The sequence below is a fragment of the Gracilibacillus oryzae genome, assembly GCF_009498735.1.
In the GTDB taxonomy this organism is placed as follows: domain Bacteria; phylum Bacillota; class Bacilli; order Bacillales; family Amphibacillaceae; genus Gracilibacillus; species Gracilibacillus oryzae.
The window spans coordinates 121,662-145,428 of the sequence record NZ_ML762429.1 but is presented as its reverse complement, the minus strand read 5'-3'; the positions used below and the strand labels follow the sequence as shown (position 1 = coordinate 145,428).

Annotated in this window: 16 protein-coding genes and 1 pseudogene; 13 read left to right on the top strand and 4 right to left on the bottom strand. The window is 34.7% G+C overall.

Annotated features, from left to right (window positions below):
- Positions 1-83 precede the first annotated feature (83 nt).
- Positions 84-1,493, top strand: coding sequence for an NAD(P)H-binding protein (locus F9U64_RS09925; RefSeq protein WP_153402944.1), 1,410 nt, complete (start codon positions 84-86; stop codon positions 1,491-1,493).
- A gap of 464 nt (positions 1,494-1,957) precedes the next feature.
- On the opposite strand, the gene F9U64_RS09920 is transcribed toward F9U64_RS09925, so the two are convergent.
- The 3 genes from F9U64_RS09920 to F9U64_RS09910 form a co-directional block, all read right to left on the bottom strand.
- Positions 1,958-2,590, bottom strand: coding sequence for a pentapeptide repeat-containing protein (locus F9U64_RS09920; RefSeq protein WP_153402942.1), 633 nt, complete (start codon positions 2,588-2,590; stop codon positions 1,958-1,960).
- A gap of 187 nt (positions 2,591-2,777) precedes the next feature.
- Positions 2,778-5,075 (bottom strand): MMPL family transporter, encoded by a 2,298-nt coding sequence (locus F9U64_RS09915; RefSeq protein WP_153402940.1) that lies wholly within the window; start codon positions 5,073-5,075, stop codon positions 2,778-2,780.
- A gap of 26 nt (positions 5,076-5,101) precedes the next feature.
- Positions 5,102-5,710 carry a TetR/AcrR family transcriptional regulator gene (locus F9U64_RS09910; protein ID WP_153402938.1) on the bottom strand — a complete coding sequence of 203 codons (609 nt, stop codon included), beginning with the start codon at positions 5,708-5,710 and terminating at the stop codon, positions 5,102-5,104.
- Positions 5,711-6,194: 484 nt separating this feature from the next.
- Between F9U64_RS09910 and F9U64_RS09905 the strand changes: the two genes are divergently transcribed.
- From F9U64_RS09905 to F9U64_RS23645, 4 genes and pseudogenes are all read left to right on the top strand, one after another.
- Positions 6,195-6,563 (top strand): MarR family winged helix-turn-helix transcriptional regulator, encoded by a 369-nt coding sequence (locus tag F9U64_RS09905; RefSeq protein ID WP_323125835.1) that lies wholly within the window; start codon positions 6,195-6,197, stop codon positions 6,561-6,563.
- 127 nt (positions 6,564-6,690) lie between these two features.
- On the top strand, positions 6,691-7,170 hold the full coding sequence (rlmH, locus tag F9U64_RS09900) for a 23S rRNA (pseudouridine(1915)-N(3))-methyltransferase RlmH (RefSeq protein WP_153402937.1): 480 nt from the start codon (positions 6,691-6,693) through the stop codon (positions 7,168-7,170).
- Between the two features lie 666 nt (positions 7,171-7,836).
- Positions 7,837-9,420 (top strand): hypothetical protein, encoded by a 1,584-nt coding sequence (locus tag F9U64_RS09895; protein ID WP_153402935.1) that lies wholly within the window; start codon positions 7,837-7,839, stop codon positions 9,418-9,420.
- Between the two features lie 196 nt (positions 9,421-9,616).
- A pseudogene (locus tag F9U64_RS23645) lies at positions 9,617-9,724 on the top strand (ATP-binding protein); the annotation flags it as partial.
- A 375-nt stretch (positions 9,725-10,099) separates the two neighbouring features.
- Here F9U64_RS23645 and F9U64_RS09890 read toward each other — a convergent pair.
- Positions 10,100-10,300: a YjzC family protein gene (locus F9U64_RS09890; protein ID WP_153402933.1), complete on the bottom strand. Its 201-nt coding sequence runs from the start codon at positions 10,298-10,300 to the stop codon at positions 10,100-10,102.
- 316 nt (positions 10,301-10,616) lie between these two features.
- Between F9U64_RS09890 and F9U64_RS09885 the strand changes: the two genes are divergently transcribed.
- The 8 genes from F9U64_RS09885 (at position 10,617) to F9U64_RS22965 (ending at position 23,728) form a co-directional block, all read left to right on the top strand.
- Positions 10,617-12,560: a DUF2075 domain-containing protein gene (locus tag F9U64_RS09885; protein ID WP_153402931.1), complete on the top strand. Its 1,944-nt coding sequence runs from the start codon at positions 10,617-10,619 to the stop codon at positions 12,558-12,560.
- A 73-nt stretch (positions 12,561-12,633) separates the two neighbouring features.
- A complete protein-coding gene (locus F9U64_RS09880; protein ID WP_153402929.1) occupies positions 12,634-13,584 on the top strand; it encodes a GNAT family N-acetyltransferase in 951 nt (316 codons plus the stop codon).
- A gap of 49 nt (positions 13,585-13,633) precedes the next feature.
- Positions 13,634-16,810 carry a DEAD/DEAH box helicase gene (locus F9U64_RS09875; RefSeq protein WP_153402927.1) on the top strand — a complete coding sequence of 1,059 codons (3,177 nt, stop codon included), beginning with the start codon at positions 13,634-13,636 and terminating at the stop codon, positions 16,808-16,810.
- A gap of 7 nt (positions 16,811-16,817) precedes the next feature.
- The gene (locus F9U64_RS09870; RefSeq protein ID WP_153402925.1) at positions 16,818-18,152 is read left to right on the top strand and encodes an RES family NAD+ phosphorylase; all 1,335 of its coding nucleotides are present in this window, start codon (positions 16,818-16,820) and stop codon (positions 18,150-18,152) included.
- A 61-nt stretch (positions 18,153-18,213) separates the two neighbouring features.
- Positions 18,214-20,103: an AbiA family abortive infection protein gene (locus tag F9U64_RS09865; RefSeq protein WP_153402923.1), complete on the top strand. Its 1,890-nt coding sequence runs from the start codon at positions 18,214-18,216 to the stop codon at positions 20,101-20,103.
- Between the two features lie 68 nt (positions 20,104-20,171).
- Positions 20,172-21,860, top strand: a complete 1,689-nt coding sequence (locus F9U64_RS09860; protein ID WP_153402921.1) for an RNA-binding domain-containing protein — start codon at positions 20,172-20,174, stop codon at positions 21,858-21,860.
- A gap of 591 nt (positions 21,861-22,451) precedes the next feature.
- Positions 22,452-23,444 (top strand): virulence RhuM family protein, encoded by a 993-nt coding sequence (locus F9U64_RS09855; protein WP_153402919.1) that lies wholly within the window; start codon positions 22,452-22,454, stop codon positions 23,442-23,444.
- Positions 23,445-23,635: 191 nt separating this feature from the next.
- On the top strand, positions 23,636-23,728 hold the full coding sequence (locus F9U64_RS22965; RefSeq protein WP_228275656.1) for a 23S rRNA (pseudouridine(1915)-N(3))-methyltransferase RlmH: 93 nt from the start codon (positions 23,636-23,638) through the stop codon (positions 23,726-23,728).
- Positions 23,729-23,767: the final 39 nt, after the last annotated feature.

Here is a 23,767-nt window from a genome sequence, read left to right as displayed (position 1 = left end):
TCAGACTGAATACCCTCCCAATTGGTTACAGCCCTTTCTCGAAGGGTATAGCCTAGTACCAGAGATAAAAAGGATGTGGACATATGTCAGAAAACAAACCTGTTGTTGTAATAGCTGGAGCGAGCGGTTATATCGGCCAGAATCTGCTTTCCAAGCTGCGTGGACGGATGAATATTATTGGGCTTTCCAGAAATGGGGATAAGCATGAAGATACAGATGATCTCACTTGGCGTTCCTGTGATTTGTTTTCATTGAAGGATGCAGAAAAAGGCCTGGAGGGTGCAGATATTGCAGTATATCTGGTGCATTCTATGATGCCTTCAGCCAAGCTTACACAGGGCAATTTTGCTGATATGGATGTAATCCTTGCCGATAACTTTGCCCAGGCCGCCAAAAAGCAGGGAGTCAAGAAAATTATCTATCTTGGCGGCATTGTGCCACAAGGAGAAAAGAGGCTGTCGGCACACCTGAAAAGCAGACTGGAAGTGGAAAAAATCCTTCGAGCATATGGTACACCTGTAACAGCTTTGCGCGCAGGATTAATTGTTGGGCCAAAGGGTTCCTCCTTCCCGATACTGGCGAAGCTGGTTAAACGTCTGCCTGTAATGATTTTACCAAAGTGGACCAGAACCAAGACACAGCCGATTGCTTTAAAAGATGTGTTACAATCCTTGAATAAGACTGTTGCAGATGAAAAGAGAGTGAATGACTCTTATGATCTCGGTGGTCCAGAGGTACTGACATACCGGCAGATGATGGAGCAGACAGCCGAGGTAATGGGCAAAAAGCGGAAAATGTATAATGTCCCTTTTTTCTCCTTGTATCTGTCCCGTCTTTGGTTACGCCTGATTACACAAACACCAAAGGAAACGGTTTACCCGCTCCTGGATAGCCTGAAACACCCATTGACAGTACAAAGAGAAGCAGAAGGGATAAGTGATGGGAAGATCTCTTTTAAAGAAGCAGCGGCTTATTCGCTAAAAGAAGAAGACAATAAACGTAAGATTCTGAAGAAACCGGACATTGGGCCGCTAAAACGAGATGTCCGCTCCGTACAAAGAATCCCGCTTCCGGAAGGCTATCGCGTTGGTGAAGTGGCAAGGTATTATGTTCAATGGCTGGAAGACTTCCTTAACCCTTGGGTGCGTACAACGGTTGATGAGGATCTCAACTGTCAGATTGGCTGGATCGGCAACAAAAAACCATTGCTTGAGTTGTCTTATGCGCCTGACCGCAGTACGGAAGACCGTGACCTTTATTATATAACGGGAGGCTTCCTGTCAGATGCCGAGCATAATGAAAGAGGACGTCTGGAATTCAGGAAAATACCGGAGACAAATGAGGCGATTATTGCGATACATGACTATCTTCCGTCTATGCCATGGTTTATTTACAAATATACGCAGGCAAATGCCCACCTTTTGGTTATGAGCTGTTTTCGTCGTCATATGAAGCGGATTGGGGAAGAACAAGCGAGGGAACAGATGGGATGAGAAAAAGGCTGGGACATAACAAAAATAGTTAATCTAAAAGCCGAACAATAAATGTCAATAGTGTGTCACTCACTAATGTACTAATATAGATAATGCTAGTACACCGCTGGGGAAAATACTCGCTTTCTGCCGGCACGGCGGTCTGCTAACTTGTTAAAGAAACCCGCTTTACCAAGTGGATCTTCAGCTCGCGCTGTTCCCGCAAGAGTCTCGCATTTTCTAAAGCTTTATGATTTCTAGACTAATAAGTGGAACGAATATTGTCCCTTTAAGACAGCATTAATTAAGCTAAGTTTTGGCACGATCATCCATTCTATTGAAAGTCTCTCTTCCATAGCAAGAATCTGAGATCAAGTGGAGGATGATAAATCCTTTTTCAAAAAGCTAATCATCCGAACGAATTACGGATCATCCGGATTTCAAGATCAACAAACTACTTTTGTCCCAACCTTTTCGGGAAAAGCTTATCGTATATCCAGTCCCAACATGGAAGCAAAGTGAATTGCCTGGTGCTGGGAGACGATGCAGCCTTTTAAATCCTCTATTTTCACCACGAGTGTTTCAAATTGAGACGTACTAATATCAACCCCTTTTAGCTTGGTAGAGTCGAAATTAGCCCCAGTCAGGTCACAGTAAGAATAGATTGTTTTTGCCAGTTTGCAATTAAAGAAATCCGCATTCTGGAGGTTTGATTCGGTGAATTGTGTTTTTTCTAATTTGGAATCACCGAAATTGCACATGGATAAGACGCAATTATCAAAAGTTACATTGCCAAATCTCCCCTCAATAAACTGCACCCCTAATAGCTTACAGTTCTTGAATGCCACTCGATGGATGCTCGCTTTACTTAAGTCGGCATTGGAAAGGTCACAATTCTCAAAAAGAACATCTGTAATGTCGATATTTTCGAAAGACGTATGCTGAAATGTCGATTGTTTAATCACCATATTATTTAAATGAACACGATCCAGCACCTCGTTATCAAAATGAGATCCTTCAATTTCCATGTTACTTAGGTGTGGGTCTTCCTCATAGAGTATGTCCTGGAAATTTCCTTGTGGTAGTTCTGCAGGTATATTTGGTTTAATTACTTTCATATTTTTTCCCCTTCATTTCTAAATGGTATCCAACATTCTTATCTCTATCAATAAGTATATCATTTCAAAAAATGTATGTCTTCGTTTCATTAGTCTGTGTTAAGGCACTATGTTAAGTCAATACAGAAAAGGGTGAAGGAAAAAAATAGAGACATGTCTCTTAGGACAGTCTCCATTTTTATTAGATCTACTTCTCTTCACTTTTTTCCTTCGCAAGTTCCTGCGTTAATTTTTCACCCTCAATGTCCAAGTTAGGCAAGATTTTATCTAACCATTTTGGCAACCACCAAACTTTGTCACCGAATATGGACATGACAGCTGGTACGAAGATCATTCGAATTAAGAATGCATCGATCAAAATACCAAAGGCAAGGGCGAACCCTATTTGTTTAATCATAATGTCATCTGTAAAGATAAAGCCTGAGAAGACGGAAACCATGATTAATGCTGCCGCAACAACCACTCTACTTGCAATGGTATAGCCGTTAATAACTGCATTATCCCCTTTGTGGCCATGAATATAAGCTTCACGCATGGAGGATACAAGGAATACTTGGTAATCCATCGCTAGACCATACAAGATACCTGTTACCATAATCGGAATAAAGCTTAGTAAAGGACCACCAGTATCGATTCCGAATATAGCACCTATTCCGAACCAGTTCCATTGAAAGACGGCTGTCGTTACACCAAACGTGGCCATAATACTCAATAAGAAACCAACTGTTGCTTTGATTGGTACAATAACCGATCTGAACACAACCAGTAAGATAACTAAGGATAACAGAACGATAATACCAATATAAATTGGAAATACCTCAGATAGGTTATCCGAAATATCAATATTAATCGCCGTTAGTCCACTTACCCCGATATCAAGATTGGTATTCTCAACTACAGAGTCATTTGTTCTCAAATATTCTACTAAATCATGTGTTTCTTCATCTGTAGGGCCAGCAGTTGGGGTGATGCTCACAATCCCTATCGTTCCATCGTCATTAAACCCACCTGGTGATACCTCTACCGTACTATCAAGTTCATTAATATTAGATAGCAATTGAAGATACTCTTGTGTATCAATTGCATTGCCATCCTTATCATTTGCTACAAGAATCAAGGTGCTGTTATAACCTTCGCCAAAGCTTTCTGAAATAATGTCATAGCTTTGCCTTTGGGCTGTATCCTTATTCGCACTGGCCCCTGAAGGCATTCCTAAGTTCATATCGGAAACAGGAATCGTTAGTGTACCTAAAATAAAAATGATCAGCACAACAACAGGCCATCTAAGCTTGATAATCCCATTAATCCATTTACTTGCAAAAGTAGGCTTGTTCTTGTCTTTCTTATTATGTTTTTTTCTTGCCTTTGCGGATACAATTCTCTCTCCAACTAATCCTAAAATAGCAGGTAATAATGTAAGTGCCACAAGTACATCGATAAATACCGTCAAGGAAGCAACAAGAGCCATACTGCTTAAAAAGGAAATCCCGATAACTAATAATCCGCACAGCGCGATGATCACCGTTAATCCGGCAAAGAATACGGCACTTCCTGCTGTTCCTACCGCACGTGGCGCAGCTTCCTTAGCTGACAGATTTTCTTCAAAAATTATCTTCCTTTGTCTATTCACAATAAATAACGCATAATCAATCCCTACTGCCAGACCAACCATTAAAGCTAGGACTGGAGTAAGGCTGTTCATTTCAAACAGACTCGACATGGCAAAGGTACCACCGACTCCAACACCCACACCGACAAGTGCAACAAGAAGTGGTAATCCTGCTGCAATAAGTGAGCCTAATGTCACCACAAGGACAATCCCGGCAACAATCAGCCCGATGATTTCATGGGTGCCCCCGATTGGGATATCCGTACCTTGAAGTGAACCTGTTGAGAGAGCATTAATTGATGTATCCTCTTCAACGTTATCCGCTAGATCTGTTAATTGGTTTAATTGATCTTCAGATAAGTTCTCCGCTTGTTCTGTCATTTGAAATTGAAAAAGCGCTATGTTCCCTTCTTCAGAGACCTTGACTCCTGGAATAGGCATCTGGTTAACCACTAAGGGTCTATAAGAGATTTCGCTTTCCTGCATTTGCGCGAGCTGACTTTGCAGCTCTTGCAGTTGAGCCATATCTTCACTATCTCCTACTATATCAAGCGGATTGACGACAAAGTCTAACTCATAAATGTTGTTAATCACGTTTGCAAGTGATGCTGCATTAGCTTGATCGTCAACTTGCTGCCCTTCAGGGACTTCAAATATAAAGCTTCCTTGACCACCTGAAGCGACCGGGAAATCCTCTGCTAGCTGGTCAAGAACTTCCTGAGCTTCTGTCCCATCAATTCTTGTTTCACTGGTCATGCTCACACCATTTGATACAATTGCTGCGATAATAATTCCTAAAATGATTACCCAGCTGGCAATAAATGCCCATGGCTTGTTATATGCTGTCTTACCAATTCTGTAAAATAACTTCGACATTTTCTAAACTCCTACTCGTTTTAATTTTATTTGAAGCCTTCCTTTAATTTGGAGAAGACGATTTCCATGTATTTCTGAAATTCATTATCAGGTTGGTCTTGTGCTGTGTCACCAATCGGCAAATGAACATTAATGCTTCCATCAAGGACAGGCATTAGAGCACCAAATACTGCACCAATTAACAGGTGGTAATACTCTTCAGAATAAGCATCACCAAAACCTTCCTTAATACCCTGTCTAGCATAGTCCTGGGTTTCTTTTAAAACACCAGTCACATATAATTTCAAGGTTGGGTGACTTTTGGATAATAAAATCAATTCGTGCAATCTTTGTAATTTATCAATGGTAAAACTGCGCTTGATATACATTTCGATGGTAGTCAGTGGCGTAAGTCCTTCTAAGGAATGTGCCTCATCATGTTCTCGAAAATCATTCATGGTGAGAGCGCTAGCGATTGCTTCTTCCTTACAGGAAAAATGATTCGCAAATGTTCTCCTTGAATAGCCTGCCATTGACACAATGTCCTCTACCACAAAGTCATCTAAACCACGCTCCATTGCTAAGTCAAACGCAGCTTCCGCAAGAGCACGCCTCGTAGCATTTTTCTTTTTTAACCTTAGACTTTCATCTGACATCTTTACACCTCCGCTTATCATTCTATATTTAGTTATAACATAAAAATTGCACAAAGGGCAATGTTTCCCTTTGTGCAATTAAAAATATTATTTTACTTATTATTTGAGATAATGGCTTGTGTGGCGCTACAGAAACTTCCAAACTCACATCCCGTAAAACACCCAGTAACATTATGAATCTCGTTTTACAATATACTGATATCATTTAACCCTTCAGATTCTTGGAGTCTTTATCTGGTTGGTTATACTATAGCCCGCCAGATGCTGTTGATGATGCTGTGTATAACGCTGATCCCATATTAAAACACGCCCTTAATTAATTGTTTACAAATAGATTGTTCGCAATTTAATTGTGTTGCGTCACTTATTATAATTTTACTTCTCGACTTGGTATAATAAAGCCTAAGAGTGATCAACAATGACAAATGAAATAATGAAATTAGATAATCAAATCTGTTTTCCAGTGTAAGCAGCCACACGTGAAATGACCAAACACTATCGTCCATTACTGGAGGAATTGAACATAACCTACCCGCAATACCTAGTACTACTTGTTCTCTGGGAAAAAGATCGTATTTCCGTAAAAGCATTAGGCAAACGCCTTTTCCTTGATTCAGGCACACTGACTCCCATGCTGAAACGAATGGAAGAGCATGGATTAGTAAAAAGGGAGCGTTCCAAAGAAGATGAACGGATCGTAGAAGTTGTCCTAACCGAGCAAGGCAAGCAGACAGAGAAGCAAGCGGAACAGATTCCGTTAAAATTTATTGAACAGACTAATTTGGATGTGGAAGAAGCGATTCAATTAAAGCGGATTTTGAATAAGATGCTTGTGCAGTTAGATACTGAATAGATTAAGCTTCTATTGCCGAACTGCTGAGTTTGCATTTTGTAGAGATGAGGTTTCTACGGGTTCGGCAATAGCTTGATTTTAACTGTGGTAAACTATAGGGGATAAAAGAGCAAAGGATGACACTGCAATGAAAATAACCATTGTAACAGTTGGAAAATTAAAAGAGAAATACCTCAAGCAAGGTATCCAGGAATATATGAAACGGCTCAGTACATATGCCAAGGTAGAGATTGCCGAAGTGGCAGATGAAAAGGCACCAGAAAATATGAGTGAAGCGGAAATGATCGAAGTGAAACGAAAAGAAGGCGAGCGTATTCTTGCTCATATTAGTCAGGATACTTATGTGATTACACTTGAGATTAATGGGAAGATGCTGAGCTCTGAACAGTTAGCTGCAAAGATGGACGAGCTGGCGACCTATGGGAAAAGTAAGATTGCTTTTGTGATTGGCGGTTCTTTGGGGATCAGTGAGGAAGTGCAGCAGCGGAGTGATTTGGCTTTATCTTTTTCTAAGATGACGTTTCCGCATCAGGTGATGAGGTTGATATTGTTGGAGCAGGTTTATCGGGGGTTTCGGATTAATCGGGGGGAACCGTATCACAAGTAAGTACATAGTCATTCTTAATGGAAGTCAAAGAACAATTCAATGTCCTTGACGCTTCTTTCATCTGGTGAATCTCTTTCAATTACTGTAATTTTATTAATGATTGTATGGAGTAAATCCTTTTGTTCCTCAGCGTATACTTTAGGGAGTACCTTTGAAATTTAATTAAAATACTATGCACTTGTTCCAAAGAAACTACTTTAATAGACGGCTTATTTAATACATATACTACAAACATTTTATAAAATGAATGTATGTGTGACACTTCCAGTAGAGAAAATATTAGAGAAATGTTGATTTATCAATGTTTTGAAAAGAAAATGGAAGCACTATTTAATATTAATTTAAATAATATAAGGGCAGTGTGACAAGCCTATTTAAATGTGGAAAAATAATTGATAAGTGTGTAGTGGTAAAAGTGATTTGAATTTAGGTGATGGACTAGAGCATAAACAAACCAGTAAATAATGAAATTATCATCTTATCACATATATTTACCCACAAACTTACAGAATACTATAAAATTGATATATGTGTGACATTTTTAGTAGAGGAAATATTAGAAAAATGTTAATTTATCAATGTTTTATAAAGAAAATGAAAGCACTATTTAATATTAATTTAAATAATATAAGGGCAGTGTGACAACATTTATATAGGGGTGATTAAGTGAGCAAATATCATAAGTATCTAAAAGAAATATTTTCAAATGAGAATGTCTTTAAAACGGGCAAAGAATTAAACCAAATGTTACAAGATAAATTTCGAATAACATCTGATAATGCAAGGAAGATTATTTCGAGGGCTTGTGATAAAGAAGTTATGAAATCAAGTAATCCTGTAACATTTGGTAATGGCCAGTATGTTTACTATGGTAACAAAAAAGGACTAAATACTAATATTGTTAAAGAGATAACAAAGAAGAATCGGCCACCAGTATATCACTTATTAAACTTACTAGAATCCAATAACGGAATTATTTCATATTATGAAAGTTTAAAGATTACAGCATCACCCGTAAGAAAAGAAAAAGAAAAGTCTAATACATTGAATGAAATATTAAGTATGCTGATTAACTTAAGGTTGGTAGAGATTGAAACTAAGAGTGGTATTAACTATATAATTTTATCAAGTCATAAAAAAAATTCTATTTCATTGATATATCAACATAAAAATAATATGGTTTTGGATTGCATGTTCATTCCAGATATACGTAATTGGTTAATAAAGCATAATTTTATTGATAATAGGTTTTTTGTATATAGAAATGCAACTAAATTGACTAAAGGTGCTGAACATAATAATTACGTTTGGGATGCTTACGCTTATACAAACACCACAGGTTATAATACTGTTTTAAGAAGTAATAATGAACGGGATGAAAAGAAGACTTTAGTTGTAATAGATGTAGTTGTTTCTAGAACTTATATGTCATGTGATGTTCAGGGCTTTTTAAGAAGAGTACAAGCTGTCCGCTCAAGTGCAAAAAATGAAAGAAAAATACTACCTATAGTTGTTTATCAAGAAATTACTTCACATGCATTTAGCCAATTAAAAAAATTAGGTTTTATAATGCTTAATTTAGGGTCAATTTATGGAGAAAATATATATCCCATCATTCATAAAGTCAAAGAAATCAAAAGTGCAATAGCTAATGATTTTGGTACATCTGAAGATATTATAGAGAATGTGGATTCAACATTATCTGATATGGACAAGTCTGGACAATCAAATAATTTAGGAAATATGAAAGGTGATTTGTTTGAAGCATTGATGTATCCTTTTATAAAAAAAATGTATCCAGATGCATCAATAGAACAAGGCAAGGTTTTAAAAAGAAAAGAAGATGATGGAACACCTCGTGAATACGAATATGATGTAATTGTTCGGGACTTTCAAAAACAGGAAATTATTGTTTATGAATTTAAAGGTAGAAACTCTAACATTGAAATACCATTAAAACCACATGATAAGAAAAATACAGTTAAATGGTTTTTTAACACGACATTACCATTCGCTAGAGAGGAGTTACAAAAACAAAATTCATTTCCGGTTAAAGGATGTTATATTACCACTGCTAAATTTTCAGAGGATGCATCAAAAGCATTGGAAAACATAAATACACATAAAAACGTAAAACCAGAAACTCTCGATGTCTTTTATGATGGAGAAAAATTACTTAAATTATTAGAAGAAAAAAGAGAAAACCACATAATAGAAATCCTTAAAAAATATTATATCCATAAAGGTTGAAAACGTCTCTGTTTTAGTGACGTTTATTTTTATGTTTATTCTTTATATTACATTAACATCTATTACTTTTTACTTTGTTGTTTAAAAACTTTTAAAAAGTCTCTAAATCCAATTGTATTGTAATACTACTAGATTTTCATTTAGGGAGAAGTTTCGGATCAAAGTTCATTCTAATTTTATAGCGTTGGAATAGCTTATATTGGACCGCATCCTACACCGAGTAGAAATCATTCACTTGAATGAAGACATTCGGCGAATGAAGCATAGATCACCTATATTTGGTCAACCAAGTGTATCAAATTAATCAGCAAAAATTGTGTCATTCTACTTGACGGTCACAATAACTTATTTTTCTATATTATCATTATACATAATAATGGATTTTCAAGTATGTTCATATATATTATAAATGACTTTTGATGAACCGCGTCACAAGTAGATGAGGTATTTATAGAAAAAGCATCATTTACTTAATCCGAGAGCTGCAAATTATATTAGATATAATAGATTTCGATTATGATCAAAAAATAAGATCATACTCTTTCTTCCCAGTTAAAAATAAAATTTAAAATGTAAATCACACCAGTCTATAATTTCAGATGAACCCAAAGCCGTTTGGTAGAAAAACGCTTACATCTAGCTTGAAGAAATATGCTTCAAGCTAGATGTGATGCAAGAATTAAGCATACGAAGTCATACGCCAATAAGCTCCTTTATCACATGAGTTTATTGGTGGAAACACTTCACCCTTCTCTAATCGAATTTTTTGCTCTTCTGAAGTAGGTCTTGGTGAATTTGTTCCATCCGTATAACCATCCCATTTATAATACGCATTTGCTGGGGAACGTTGCCCGGTTTTATATCTATCTCCAATAGCCATTATACTCACCTCCTGATCCTATTAGGAACGTATGTTCTGTTATTAATATATAACATTATTTATTACTTGTCAATAATAGCTAAACAAATTAATTTCATTGAAAGAACTCTCCTAGTTTTATTGTTTTAATAAATACTAAATAAAAAGTCATGAAATTCGAGATTTATTTGTTCTATTAATAAATAAAATGGTATAATTTAGGTGTGTTTAATAAATAGAATTACCTAAATAATTAAATGAGTGAGTTGAAAAGACCTATAAAAAAGTGTATATATTCTAAAATAAAACAACTAACTTGAAGTTCGGAGATGAAACCATGATTGTATACGAATCCACAAAAACAGCTTTTCTCGACGATGTATTTAACGATGAACTAGTAAATAATATCACCAAAAATTATAATGCGAAGATCGGAAATATTAATGAAAGAGAAGTAAGATCCTGGGACAATTCTATGCAGTATATGTATAGAGTATTAAGTGACCGGGAAATTCCCGATGATGCAGGGATAGCAATAGAGTTTAATATTCCCCATACCTCTAGAAGGGTAGATTTCCTCATTAGTGGAAGAAATAAAGATGAAAACTCAATAATTATAGTAGAATTGAAACAATGGGAGTCTGTGGAAAAAGTAGAGGGAAAAGAAGCTATTGTTAAGACATATTTAGGAAAAGGAATAAGAGAAACCACACATCCCTCCTACCAAGCATCTTCCTATGCTTCTCTTATTGAAGATTATAATGAAAACGCTCAAAAAGAAGAAATGCAGCTTTATCCTTGTGCTTACTTGCATAATTACATAACTCAGAAAAATGATCCCCTATCAGATAATATTTATAGTTTCTATATTGATCAAGCTCCTATTTTTGTTAAGGGAGATTCTCAAAAGCTGCGGGACTTTATTAAGCGTCACATTACTATAGGTGACAATAAGGAGAACCTATATAAAATCGAAAAGGGTAAGATTAGACCCTCAAAATCATTACAAGATGCATTAAATCAAATGTTAAAAGGTAATCAAGAGTTCGTTATGATTGATGATCAAAAAGTAGTATATGAACAAGCCATTTATATGGCTGAAGAGGCGCTTCGTACAGGAACTAAGCAAGTATTAGTTGTGAAAGGCGGACCTGGAACTGGTAAATCTGTTTTAGCGATAAATTTATTAGTGGAATTAACAAAGCGCCAGATGGTGTGCCAATATGTTACCAAAAATTCTGCCCCTAGAAATATATATTCTACTAAATTAAAGCAAGACTTTCGCAAAGGACATATTGATAATTTGTTTAAGGGTTCTGGAAGCTATGTTGAATCACCAAAAGATGAGTTTGATGCATTAATTATAGACGAGGCACACCGGTTGAATGAGAAATCGGGTATGTTTCAACATTTAGGAGAAAACCAGACGAAGGAAATTATTAACGCAGCAAAATACTCAATCTTTTTTATTGATGAAAGGCAAAAAGTCACTATCAACGATGCTGGAAGCTTAGAACAAATACAACATTTTGCCCAGGATAATGATGCAAATATTGAGATTTTGAATTTGGAATCCCAGTTTAGATGTAATGGATCTGATGGCTACCTTGCGTGGCTTGATGATGTCCTTCAAATCAGGGAAACAGCAAACAGCCAGTACATTGGCGGCCAGTATGACTTTCGCGTATTCGATAACCCAAATGAGTTAAAATCAGAAATAGAAAAGTTAAATGAGAATAATAACAAGTCAAGAATAGTTGCAGGATATTGTTGGAATTGGGATAAAGCAGGAAGAGATAAGCCAGACTATGATGATATCATTCTACCTGACTATAACTTTAAAATGAGCTGGAATTTAGGAAACTCAGCTACCTGGGCAATAGACAAAGACTCTATTAATGAAGCAGGATGTATTCATACATGTCAAGGGCTAGAGTTTGATTATGTTGGAGTCATTATTGGTGATGATTTACGATTTGCAAATGAAGAAGTGATTACAGATTATAACCAAAGGGCAAAAACTGATAGGGCATTATTTGGTATAAAGAAGTTGTTTAAAGAGAAGCCAGAAGAAGCTGCTAAATTGGCGGATGAAATAATTCGAAATACATACAGGACGTTAATGACCAGAGGACAAAAGGGTTGCTTTATTTATTGTACTGACAAGAAATTGTCGGAGTACTTTAAAGAGCGATTAGAGCTAGTGAATAGAGTTTATAAAGAGAATGAGTTTTTTACTGATTGGGGAGAAGTGGCTGAAGATCAAGGGAAGTATGAGTGATTTTTAGCTTCTTCTCATGCAACTGAAATTTAGTGAGTTGTATTTTTCATGAACAAATAAGGGGGGAAGAAAAATGGAAGAAAAATCCCAGGAACTCGCAAAAGCTTTTCTAAAAGATAAAAAGTTAAATGATAAGTCCTTACATAAAATGAAGGATCCTACACTAGCAGGAGAATGGGCTAAAGCAATTGCACATTTTATATATAGAAATGGGCCTGTGGAAGACATACATAGCAATGGTCAATTGACAGATGCCGATATGAAGACGATAAACAAATATATGATCAATCAATTAACAGGTCTTATTCTCACTATTCAAAGGGAAGAGTGGTTTTTACTAGATAACATGCTTGCTTTTTATAAAATGTTTGGTGGAAATTGGGATAATGCAGATTTAACAAAGTTTAATACTGAAAAACAGCTTGTTATTGAAAACATAGCAAAGATAGTAGCGAATAATGTTAGTGACTATAGTGCAGTTGAACCGGAAGAAAATATTCATTATATTGATATAACTTACTCCTCCAGTTTAGATGAAGAGACAGGCGTAATACAATACTCTTCAACAATAGATAACTACTCGGTGTATACCGATTCACATGAAAATGTAGGTCGTGCTCTGTTTTCTATGTACAACCTTGGTATTTATGAGAGTTGGTGGGGTGTAATAGATGCAGCAGATCATTATTCAAGTGAAGAATGTATATTAATTGGTTCCTTAAAAGATGTAGTAGACGAAGAATTGTTGTATGGTAAATGTATTATTTTCCATTCATTAAGTATTGAAGAACAATTTCAGCAGAAAGGTATAGGTAGGGAAGCAATGGATAAATTGATGTCATATTGGTCCATTTTAGGAGTAGAGTATGTAATTTTACGGGCAGCCCCACCTATTACTGAAAGCGTTGATAATAAAAGGAAAGAGAATATAGAAAAACTGATTCGCTTTTACGGATCTCTAGGATTCAAAGAATTAGATAAAGGGAGTGATATGGAGGGATCGGTAATGATTATGTATTTATAATAAACTGTATGGCATTTTTGAAATCTAGTATTTAGTATGAATTACCTTAATGAAACGAAGGAACCGTCCCAATGTTTCAAAGAAATGTGAGCAAATAGATGATCGATTTTATATTGTTGAAGCTATTGGGCGTGATACGAGTAAGTTTTATGAACTGATGTTGGAAGAAGATGAGATCCACTCGTTGGATGGGTTAAATCAGGAACACGAATATAAGAATATATCACCAGAGGACATTCAACATTTCTTACAATACTATGAATTGGTAAATGAACATCGTTATAAACATTCCAGGGCATTGGGTGGAAATAATTTAATTCCATTACCACACCAAATAGAAGCTGTATATAGCAGAATGTTGCAATCGCCAAAAGTACGCTACTTACTCGCCGATGATCCGGGTGCGGGAAAAACAATCATGTCTGGAATGTTAATAAAAGAACTTAAAGCTAGACAAAGTGTTGATCGTATTTTGATTCTCGTTCCACCTTTAGTATTAAAACAATGGCAAGAAGAGTTAGAAGAAAAATTTAATGAATCATTTCATATTATTAATCGTAATGTAGTGCGGGAATATGGAAATAAAAATCCTTTTTTAGTGAATGACCAATGCCTAGCTTCTATGTATTGGGCATCCAGAGATGATATAAAAAGTTTAATAAATGAAGCAGACATTGATTTAGTTATTGTAGATGAAGCACATAAAATGGCGGCGTATACGTATGGTGTTCTGAAGAAGAAAACCCGAAGAACGAGATTGTATCAATTAGGGGAATTACTTCTAAAAAAAACGGAGCATTCTGTATTACTAACAGCAACCCCACATAAAGGTGATATGGAAAACTTTCGTCATCTAATGAAGCTTTTGGATGATGATATCTTTTCCTCGATTTCTGCAAATGAAAGCTTACGAGAAAAGAGTAATCCATTCATAATTCGACGTTTAAAAGAAAGTATGACTAATTTTGATGGAACACCTATATTCCCAAAAAGAACAACTAAAAAAATAAAATATCAGTTATCCAATGAGGAATTAGATTTATATAACCAAGTAACAGACTATGTCAGAGAACACTTTAACCGAGCTGTTAATAAAGGTAGTAACAGTACAGCCTTTGCAATGATGCTATTACAACGTAGATTGAGTTCGTCTATTGAAGCTATTCATATTTCACTTAAACGAAGGAAGAATAGGTTGGAAAAACTACTGGAACGAACATTGAAAGAAAGAAAAAGTTATCTTGCTAAATTAAAGAAGGTGGATATCACTGACTACAATGAGGAATCCTCGGAAACGGTAGAAGAGATAGAGACCAAACTACTCTATTCAATCGATGATATAGATCCAGAAGAAATTAATGTTGAAATTAGTGAGCTTGAAAAATTAATTAACCAAACTACCTATATTCGACAAAATTTTGTTGAACGAAAATATAAAGAACTTGAGGAAACTTTGTTTGGCATCAACGGTTTGTTAAATGAAGATGAAAAGATTTTAATATTTACAGAATCAAAAGATACTCTGAAATACTTGGAGAAAAAATTGCTTGAACGTGTACCTTCTGTTGCAAAAATTATTGGTGAATTTACCATGGACGAAAGGAGAAAACAAGTAGAGAAATTCAGGAATGAATCACAGATTATGCTGGCTACAGATGCAGGTGGAGAGTCTATTAACCTCCAATTTTGTAATCAAATGATCAACTACGATATTCCATGGAATCCGAATAGATTAGAACAACGGATGGGTCGTATCCATCGTATCGGTCAAAAAAATGAAGTCTTTGCTTTTAATTTGGTAGCTGAAAATACTAGAGAAGGTAATGTAATGATTCGTTTGATTGAGAAGATGGAACGGATGAGAGCTGATTTAGGTTCTGATTCAGTATATGACTTTATTGGTGAAGTACTGGAAGATCAGTATGATAGTTTAGCCAATTTAATGCAAGAAGCTATTATTAATCGTGAGAAATTAGATGAGATCATCATTAATATGGAAAAATCATTATCAGAGGAACATGAAAATCTGTTAAAACTTGTACACGATGAAAAATTAGATGAAGACACTATTGATTTACCTCACTTAAAAAGAGAACAGAACGATATTGCTGTCCATCGTTTACCGAAAAGAGGATATGCAAACTTTGTAGATCATGTCTTTAAAATGAGAAAAGTACGAGTTTATGATTCAAATGATGGCTTTGTCAAACGAATTGAGCGGTTTCCGAAGTTTATCAGGGATATTGCATTAAAAGAAAATATCCAGCTTGATTTTACTGAATCAATACGTTTTACAGGATACCAAGAATATGCAAATGGATACACACCACAAATCGATATTGATTCTCCTATACTTAAATTAGGGCTGAATTTAACAAAGAAAGAGCTAGATAAGTACGCATTAGGTCGATATATGGCCGCTTATCCAGTTTCAGAACCATTAAGTATTGAATGTTACCTAATAGGAATCAATGATGGTACTGGTGAAATGCTAAAAAGCGAACTTATTTTTCTAGCAAAACGAGAAAATGGACAAACCATTGAAATTGACCCTTATTGGTTGTTCCAAAGCAAGCTTACCGGTGAAGGTATTAATTTAAACACAGATAAAGATACGACATTAAAATCAGAAGCACTTAAAAAAGCAATTAAAAGCAGGAATGAAGTGAAGGACAAACGAGAGAAACAATTAAACAAAATGAAATCATTCTTAGATAGAACGTACCGAGTGCAATACGATGAGACACTTCAGAAACTTGAGGAATATCAAAGAGACAATATTGATAATAAAAACAGTGCATTGATCAATCAGATGAATGCCAGATTAATTGATATTGAAAATAAGAAGGAAGACCGTCTTAGTTTGATTGAAAGACAAGCTAATATTGGAATGATCCCACCAAAACAGATTGTACAATTAGAAGTAACACCGAATGGCAAAAATAACAGGGTAATTTCTACAGATTATCAGGAAATTATTGAAGAGTATGAGAAAGCGAATGGCCGACGAAATGTGAAAGCTTATGCCCCTTTTGCGTTGGTGGACTTTTATAGTGAACGATTTAATGGTGAAGAACGAGTTATTATTTTAACGGACAGTGAAGATTATTTTCCATCAGATGGTTATTTAGAAGATATTCACGAGATCTTGAACCAAGTGTATATTTATGTTGTTAAAGATGGAAGGGTAGTCGAAGAAAGAAAAATTAAAGACGAATTAATATAATATTTTTTTGAAGCTACTTAAGACTCTTCCTGAGGATGAAAAAAAGGGGTGCTTAAAAATCTTTATTAGTGATGATAAAAATTATAGATTAGATACAAGAAGACTTTTTAGTGAAATAATTAGAGAAATATTTGGAAATGAGCCTCTTTCAAAATTAATAACTGATGAAAAAGAAATCTTCGAAATACTCTCAAAGTTGGAGAAAAAGTTTAATTTGGAAAAGGATAAAATGGAGTATATATGGTGGTGGAGGGGTGGGAATAGTCCAATTGGAAAATTTGAAGTGTCAGGGAATTACCTTTTAATGGACTATTGGAAGTTAAGGATTGAAGAGCTTTATATACAAATATCTCCGATATCAGTCTTTGATTATATAGTATTTAGGGTTAAAGGTGAAAACAATAATACTCCAGATATTAGAAATTATAACTGGACAAATGAATTTGTTGACTTAGATTTAGATCATCACACCTTTTACGATTATTCCATACGGGAACATGTGGATGATGATTTACAATTTTTTAAACAACCTTATAACTTTATCCTATCTGCTAAATTTGCTTTACCAAATTTAAACATGAAAGGGTATTCTGATTCGAAAATAGTAATTATGCTAAATAAACTTCTATTCAATGTAATAGGATATGACGAATTTAATACCTGGTATAATGGGATTTTGAATGGGTTAAAAAGACAGATAGACCAATTTTATAATTATTTAAAAGAATATCCAATGCTTGCTTTAAATACCGAATTTGGTAGACATATCCTAGAAAATATAAATGGTTTAGGGAAACATGAAATTACAAACGCTTCTTTTTATCGGGCAAGAAAATTGAAAGAGTACATACCCTATGATGAAGGTGGTATGTGGCATCCAACAGCAGAAAAAGTTGCGATTTATGAAGGTAGATACAATCATTTTGGACAAAGTTTTCTTTACCTATCCAGTAATGAAATGACAGCATTTAGTGAGGTGATTCCCTTATGGCATAGGTCATGCAGTATGATTAGAATTGACGTAAACCAGCTAATATATGTTCTGGATTTAAGAAAGGTTAACTTTTATACAGAGGACAAGGGTATGAATTTTATTATGCTACATTATATGTTGGTGTATGAAGGTATTGTAAGTCGAGAAACTAAAAATGAGTATGTAAAGCCTGAGTATTTGGTTCCTAGATTTATAGCTGACTGTGCCAGATTATATGATTTTGATGGTATACTTTTCAGTAGTGTAAAAGGGGAAGGTGAAAATTTAGTCCTTTTCGAACCTGATAAATTAAAGCTTGAACAAACGATTGTTACATTTGAACAGCCATATATATTTTATCAGAACTGATTTATTATAAACATTCCTATTTTGTCTTCTTCTTCAAGATGTATTGGGGGATTAAAATTATATGATTAACATGAAATACGATACCTGGAATAATGTCTGTGAAGGGATTTTTAAACAAAATAAGCAATCTCTAAACAAATATCTGCAATTGTATCCTTTTTCTATTTTAACTGATGATGAAAAGGAAGTAATAAGAAGTGAAGAGTTCTTTTATAAGTTTATTAATAATGGCGCTCTTTTTAAGAATAAACTAGTTTTTGACTTTCCACGTCACTATATTCAAAAGAATAATAGCTCATTTAGAAATTCTAAGTTGGTATCTCCAATAGTTTATATCTATTTGGAATGTATAGGATACCATGTATGTAAGACGTACATTAAAGATTCGACTTTAACAAGGTGTTACTATGCAGGAAATATACATGATCTAGATTTTCATTATCAAAAAAGCTATGAGCATTATTATGCTGATGTTAATGAATGCTCTCAACGATACCAGTATTATTATAAGTTTGATATTACCAATTTCTTTGATAGTCTAGATATTAACATTTTATTTGACCAAATAAATAGAAAGTCCACCATTATAGATTCAAGAACTGCTTTGATCTATAAAAGATTACTGCAATCAATTGGAAGCGGAAAGTATCCTACTATAGAAAAATCTTGTTCACTATCATTTTTGGCAACATATGTTTACTTAGATCTGTTTGATAGTAAACTAGAAGCATTTTTAAGTGATCTACATGAAATTGAAGATTTCCAAATTATAAGATATGTAGATGATCTATATATCTTCTTTAATACAAGTGATGACCTGTTAAATGAAGTTATTTCAATTATAAAAAACTTCGTTATTCATAATTATAGAGAAGTTAATCTGAACTTAAATGAGCAGAAAAGTAACTATGGATTTTCTAATGATATAAGTGAGGAACTAAGTGTCGCCTTATATGATCATTATGTTAATGAGCAAGATATAGATATACCAAGTATGTTTGACGAGAATAGCATTAAAGTATTTGTAGATGAGTTGTATGAAATTGCCAGAGTAAGATTGCATAACCACGACCGCTACAGAGAAATAAAAGATGAAGTTTTTACCATACCTGATGTACAGTATTCATCTGATGAGGTATTTCGATACTTAATTTACTATAGAAAAGGTATATTTAATGATGCAGAACTCATTAGTAAATTAAAAAGGTTGTTAAGACGTGATTACAAGATAATTAAGTACGATACAAAGAATTTGATTTATATGATATTAAACACATGTGATGAGGAACTGATAAAGCACTTCCTGAACGAAATATTTCGTAATAGAAGTTTGGATTCATTTGATATTGCAATGATTATTAATTACCTGATATTAAGGAATTTTCGTCATCAAGATCTACTAGATAAACTCACTGAATATGAACCTAATATCTATAAATACATCAATTTGTACTGTATGGGCTCTTTTGTAAAATCTCTGCTTGATGAAGACAACAACAGTTACGTAAACCTAATATTTGAGGATGACTATGATTTTAATAATGACTCAAAAGTCTGGTATATATATTTTATGTACCAACATTACAAGAATAGTAACGATACCTTAGAGGCGTTTTCATATTATAAATCATATTTTGATAGAGTTACTGCCCATTTGATGTGCTTCAAAGGTATCGAACGAGCTGGAAAAGGTAAGCCTAATTACAGAATGTATTATAAAGAAGGCCCAATAAAAAAGGGTTTTAAAAGAATTGAATTCAATCAGGAGATTACTGATATTGATGATTTAATAAAAAAAGCCCACGACTTAAGAAATCACAACCCAATTAATCATTCAAGTGCTGAGGTAATGGATGATGAAACATTAAATATAGAGGAAATAGAAACCATTATCGATGAATTAGAATTTTTATTGGAACAAGGCTTTTTGGGAGAGGTTGTTAATGAATAAAGGAAGTATGTGTGTAGAGTGGTAAATAATTATATAACAGGCTAAAAATGCCGGGGAGGTGTGAAAAGATGATATCCAAGCAAGACGTGTACCAATTATTAGACAAGCTCGAATCAAACATCGCTGATGACCTTGAATCACAAACATTAGACTTTAAACAATGGAATAAAAGAAGTTTAGATGACAATGTTAAATTGATGTTGAAAATGGCTGTATGCATGGCAAACGGTGGTGGCGGAAGTATTGTGTTTGGTGTAGCAGATAAAGTAAAGGGAAGGTCTGATGCAATATTAGGTGTTCCGCAAGAAATTGATACAACTTTACTTCAGAAAAGCATTTATGAAAAAACCGACCCACACCTAACACCAGTATTTGAGGAAATCACTGTACCAGAAGGAACAAAGCGCTTATTATTGATGAATGTTTACCCTGGAATGCCACCATATACGACAACGGATGGAGCAGCAACCATAAGACAAGGGAAGGAATGTATCCCGTTTACTGGTACGCTTAGGAGACAAATGGTTGGCGCATCTACTGAAATGGATTACACATCAGAGATTATTTATGAAGATTGGAAAGAATTATTCTCTCCTTCAGCAATGGAACGTATAAGAGAAATAATGTCAAAAGAAAGAGTTGATCAAACATTATTGACTTTAAGTGATAAAGATTTGCTCGAATCAATAGGAGCACTAAGGGACGACTTTCTTACAAAAGGAGCTTTACTTTTAGTTGGGAAACCAGACGCTCTTTCAAGAATTATACCTCAGCACAAATGGTCATATCGAAAAATGATGAGTGATACAGATTATACCCTAAGGGATGATGGCACACAGTCAATTCCAGTTGCCCTATACGAACTTGAAAGGTATATTTCTGTTGATAATACAGTGGTAACAATAGAATCAGGTTTGGTGCATCCAGAGTTTAGCACTTATCCTACAATAGCTTTAAGGGAAGCTTTGTTAAATGCATTTGGACATCGAGATTTTAGGATACCAGGCACAGTGATGCTTAAACAATATAAAGATAAGCTAATACTCACTAACCCGGGTCAATTTATTGGAGGCATTACTGAAAAAAATATTCTTCACCATCCACCAGTAGCAAGGAATGATCATTTAATGGATCTATTAGACCGTCTTAAATTAGTGAATAGATCTAATTTAGGAGTGTCAAGAATTTACCGTTCTTTATTGATAGAAGGAAAAGAACCTCCTGTTTATCGAGAAGTCGGAAATAATATTGAATTAACTTTTACAGCATCTCCATTAAAGAAAGGTTTCAAGACAATTGTAGATGCTTTAACAAATGAAGGTAAAACACTCGATGTAGATCACTTGTTAATATTACAGTATCTGCTAAGGCATGAACAAATAGATTCTACGGTAGCATCTATAGTGGCGCAAAGAAGCATGGAACAAGCTAGAGAATTGTTAAGTAGAATGAATAACGATTTTAATCTCATCGAGCCCATTGGAAGGGGAAAAGGGAGATATTTCACTTTAACTCGTTATTCCTACGGTTTACTAGAAAAAGATATGAAATATGAACGACAACAGCGCTTGGACAAGGAAGCTATTAAGATAAGAGTACTTTCTATTCTCAAGGAGAGAGATTTAACAAACAAGGAAATTAGACAAATGACAGGTCTGACAAGTAAACAGGTACAACGTCTAATAAAGGAACTAAAATCGGACGGTGTAGCAGTTATCGGCCATGGAGCGGGTACTAAATATACTTTTGATAAATAAGTGAATAATAAGGACAATCTTCCTTTAAAAGAAGTAAAAATAAGTTGAATAGAAGCGGATGTCCGAGCACTAATGGGAATAAATTAAGACAATGAGGACAAGAAATAAGGACAATAGGGACAAAAATAAGGACATTACAATTTAAATGCAAGATAAACATAAGAAATAATTATTAAGTTAGAGCTCCTCTCAATATATTTTGTGAGGAGCTCTAACTACTTTATTTTACCCTACATACCGGTACGGTGAACCGTATCATAAGTAAATGAGGTTTTTAATTTGAGTTTACGAAATATGAAATATTAATTTTGAACTATCTTAAAAAATTTAAAAAACAATGGAATGAAAGTAATGTAGGTATTAATTGTCTCATAGGAATTATGTCTATTTATTAAAATAAATAGGTGCTTTGCTCAACAAGTTGTCGAAAAAGTCATTAATTGAATGAGTATTGTCCTCCCGCTCCAAAGTAACTAAGTTTCTGAGGAGCATATTTCATTTATATTAGAATGGAAATTCAACTGACGAACAAACATTCCCTTCGTTGTATTAAAATGATATAATTATAAGAAAACAACGGGAGTGAATAAAGTGCAAAATCAAACAGATATCTTAATCTATCAAACAGAGGACGGAAATACAAAAATAGATGTTCGATTAGAGGATGAAACAGTTTGGATGACACAAAAGATGATAGCAGAGCTGTTTCAAAAAAGTGTCAAAACAATTAATGAGCATATAAAAAATATATATGAAGAAGGAGAACACAGGATAGATACAACTATCCGGAAAAACCGGATAGTTCAAGTTGAGGGTTCTCGGGAAGTAGAGCGAGAGGTAACATTTTATAATCTTGAAATGATCATTGCAGTTGGTTATCGTGTTCGTTCTCATCGTGGTACACAATTCCGACAGTGGGCGACGGAACGTCTGAATGAATATCTTGTCAAAGGTTTTACAATGGATGATGAGCGATTGAAAGAAATTCGTAATATTGGCTCAGATTACTTTGATGAATTACTGGAACGTATTCGTGATATTCGTGCATCTGAAAGACGGTTTTATCAAAAAATTACAGACATTTATGCGACATCCATTGATTACAACCCAAGCACACCAATAGCGAAAGAGTTCTTTGCAACGGTTCAAAATAAACTTCATTTTGCGATTCATGGCTATACAGCTTCGGAACTAATTATGAAAAGATCAGATGCTACAAAGCCTAACATGGGATTGACTAGCTGGAAAGGAGATAAGGTACGTAAACAAGATGTCGTTGTAGCAAAAAATTATTTGACACAAGAAGAACTTGGTGATTTAAACCGTATCGTGACAATGTATTTAGATTATGCAGAAAATCAAGCTAGAAAGAAAAAGCCGATGTATATGAAAGACTGGGCAGGGAGATTAGACGCATTTTTAGCATTCAATGAGCATGAAATATTAACAAACGCAGGAAAAATAAAAGCCAAAGTAGCGGAGCAATTTGCAAATGAACAATATGAAGCCTTTCATCAACAGCGATTAGCAAATCCACCGAAAGATGATTTTGATAAGTTTATAGAGCAGGAAAGGTTGAAATAAAACACCCATGTAAGATCGACGTGCACGTCATCCACTTGCAATTTAAGGAAAATGAAAATGTTGAAACAATTAACAACAGTCATCCAATCACTTATGACTTATGATAAAAGTAAGTTTGCGGCATTATCAGAGGATCACTCAGTTTATAAGAGTCCGTTTATAAACTTGCCAATGAATTATTTTTATTTAAAATGGCAGCCCCACATCAACTTATGAAAATTTCCCTGATAGAGCAAGTCTATCGAGTGTTTAAAACTATGAAAGGTGAACCATACCATAAGTGAGTGGCAAACAGACTAAAATACTTAGCTATTCCGTGCTCA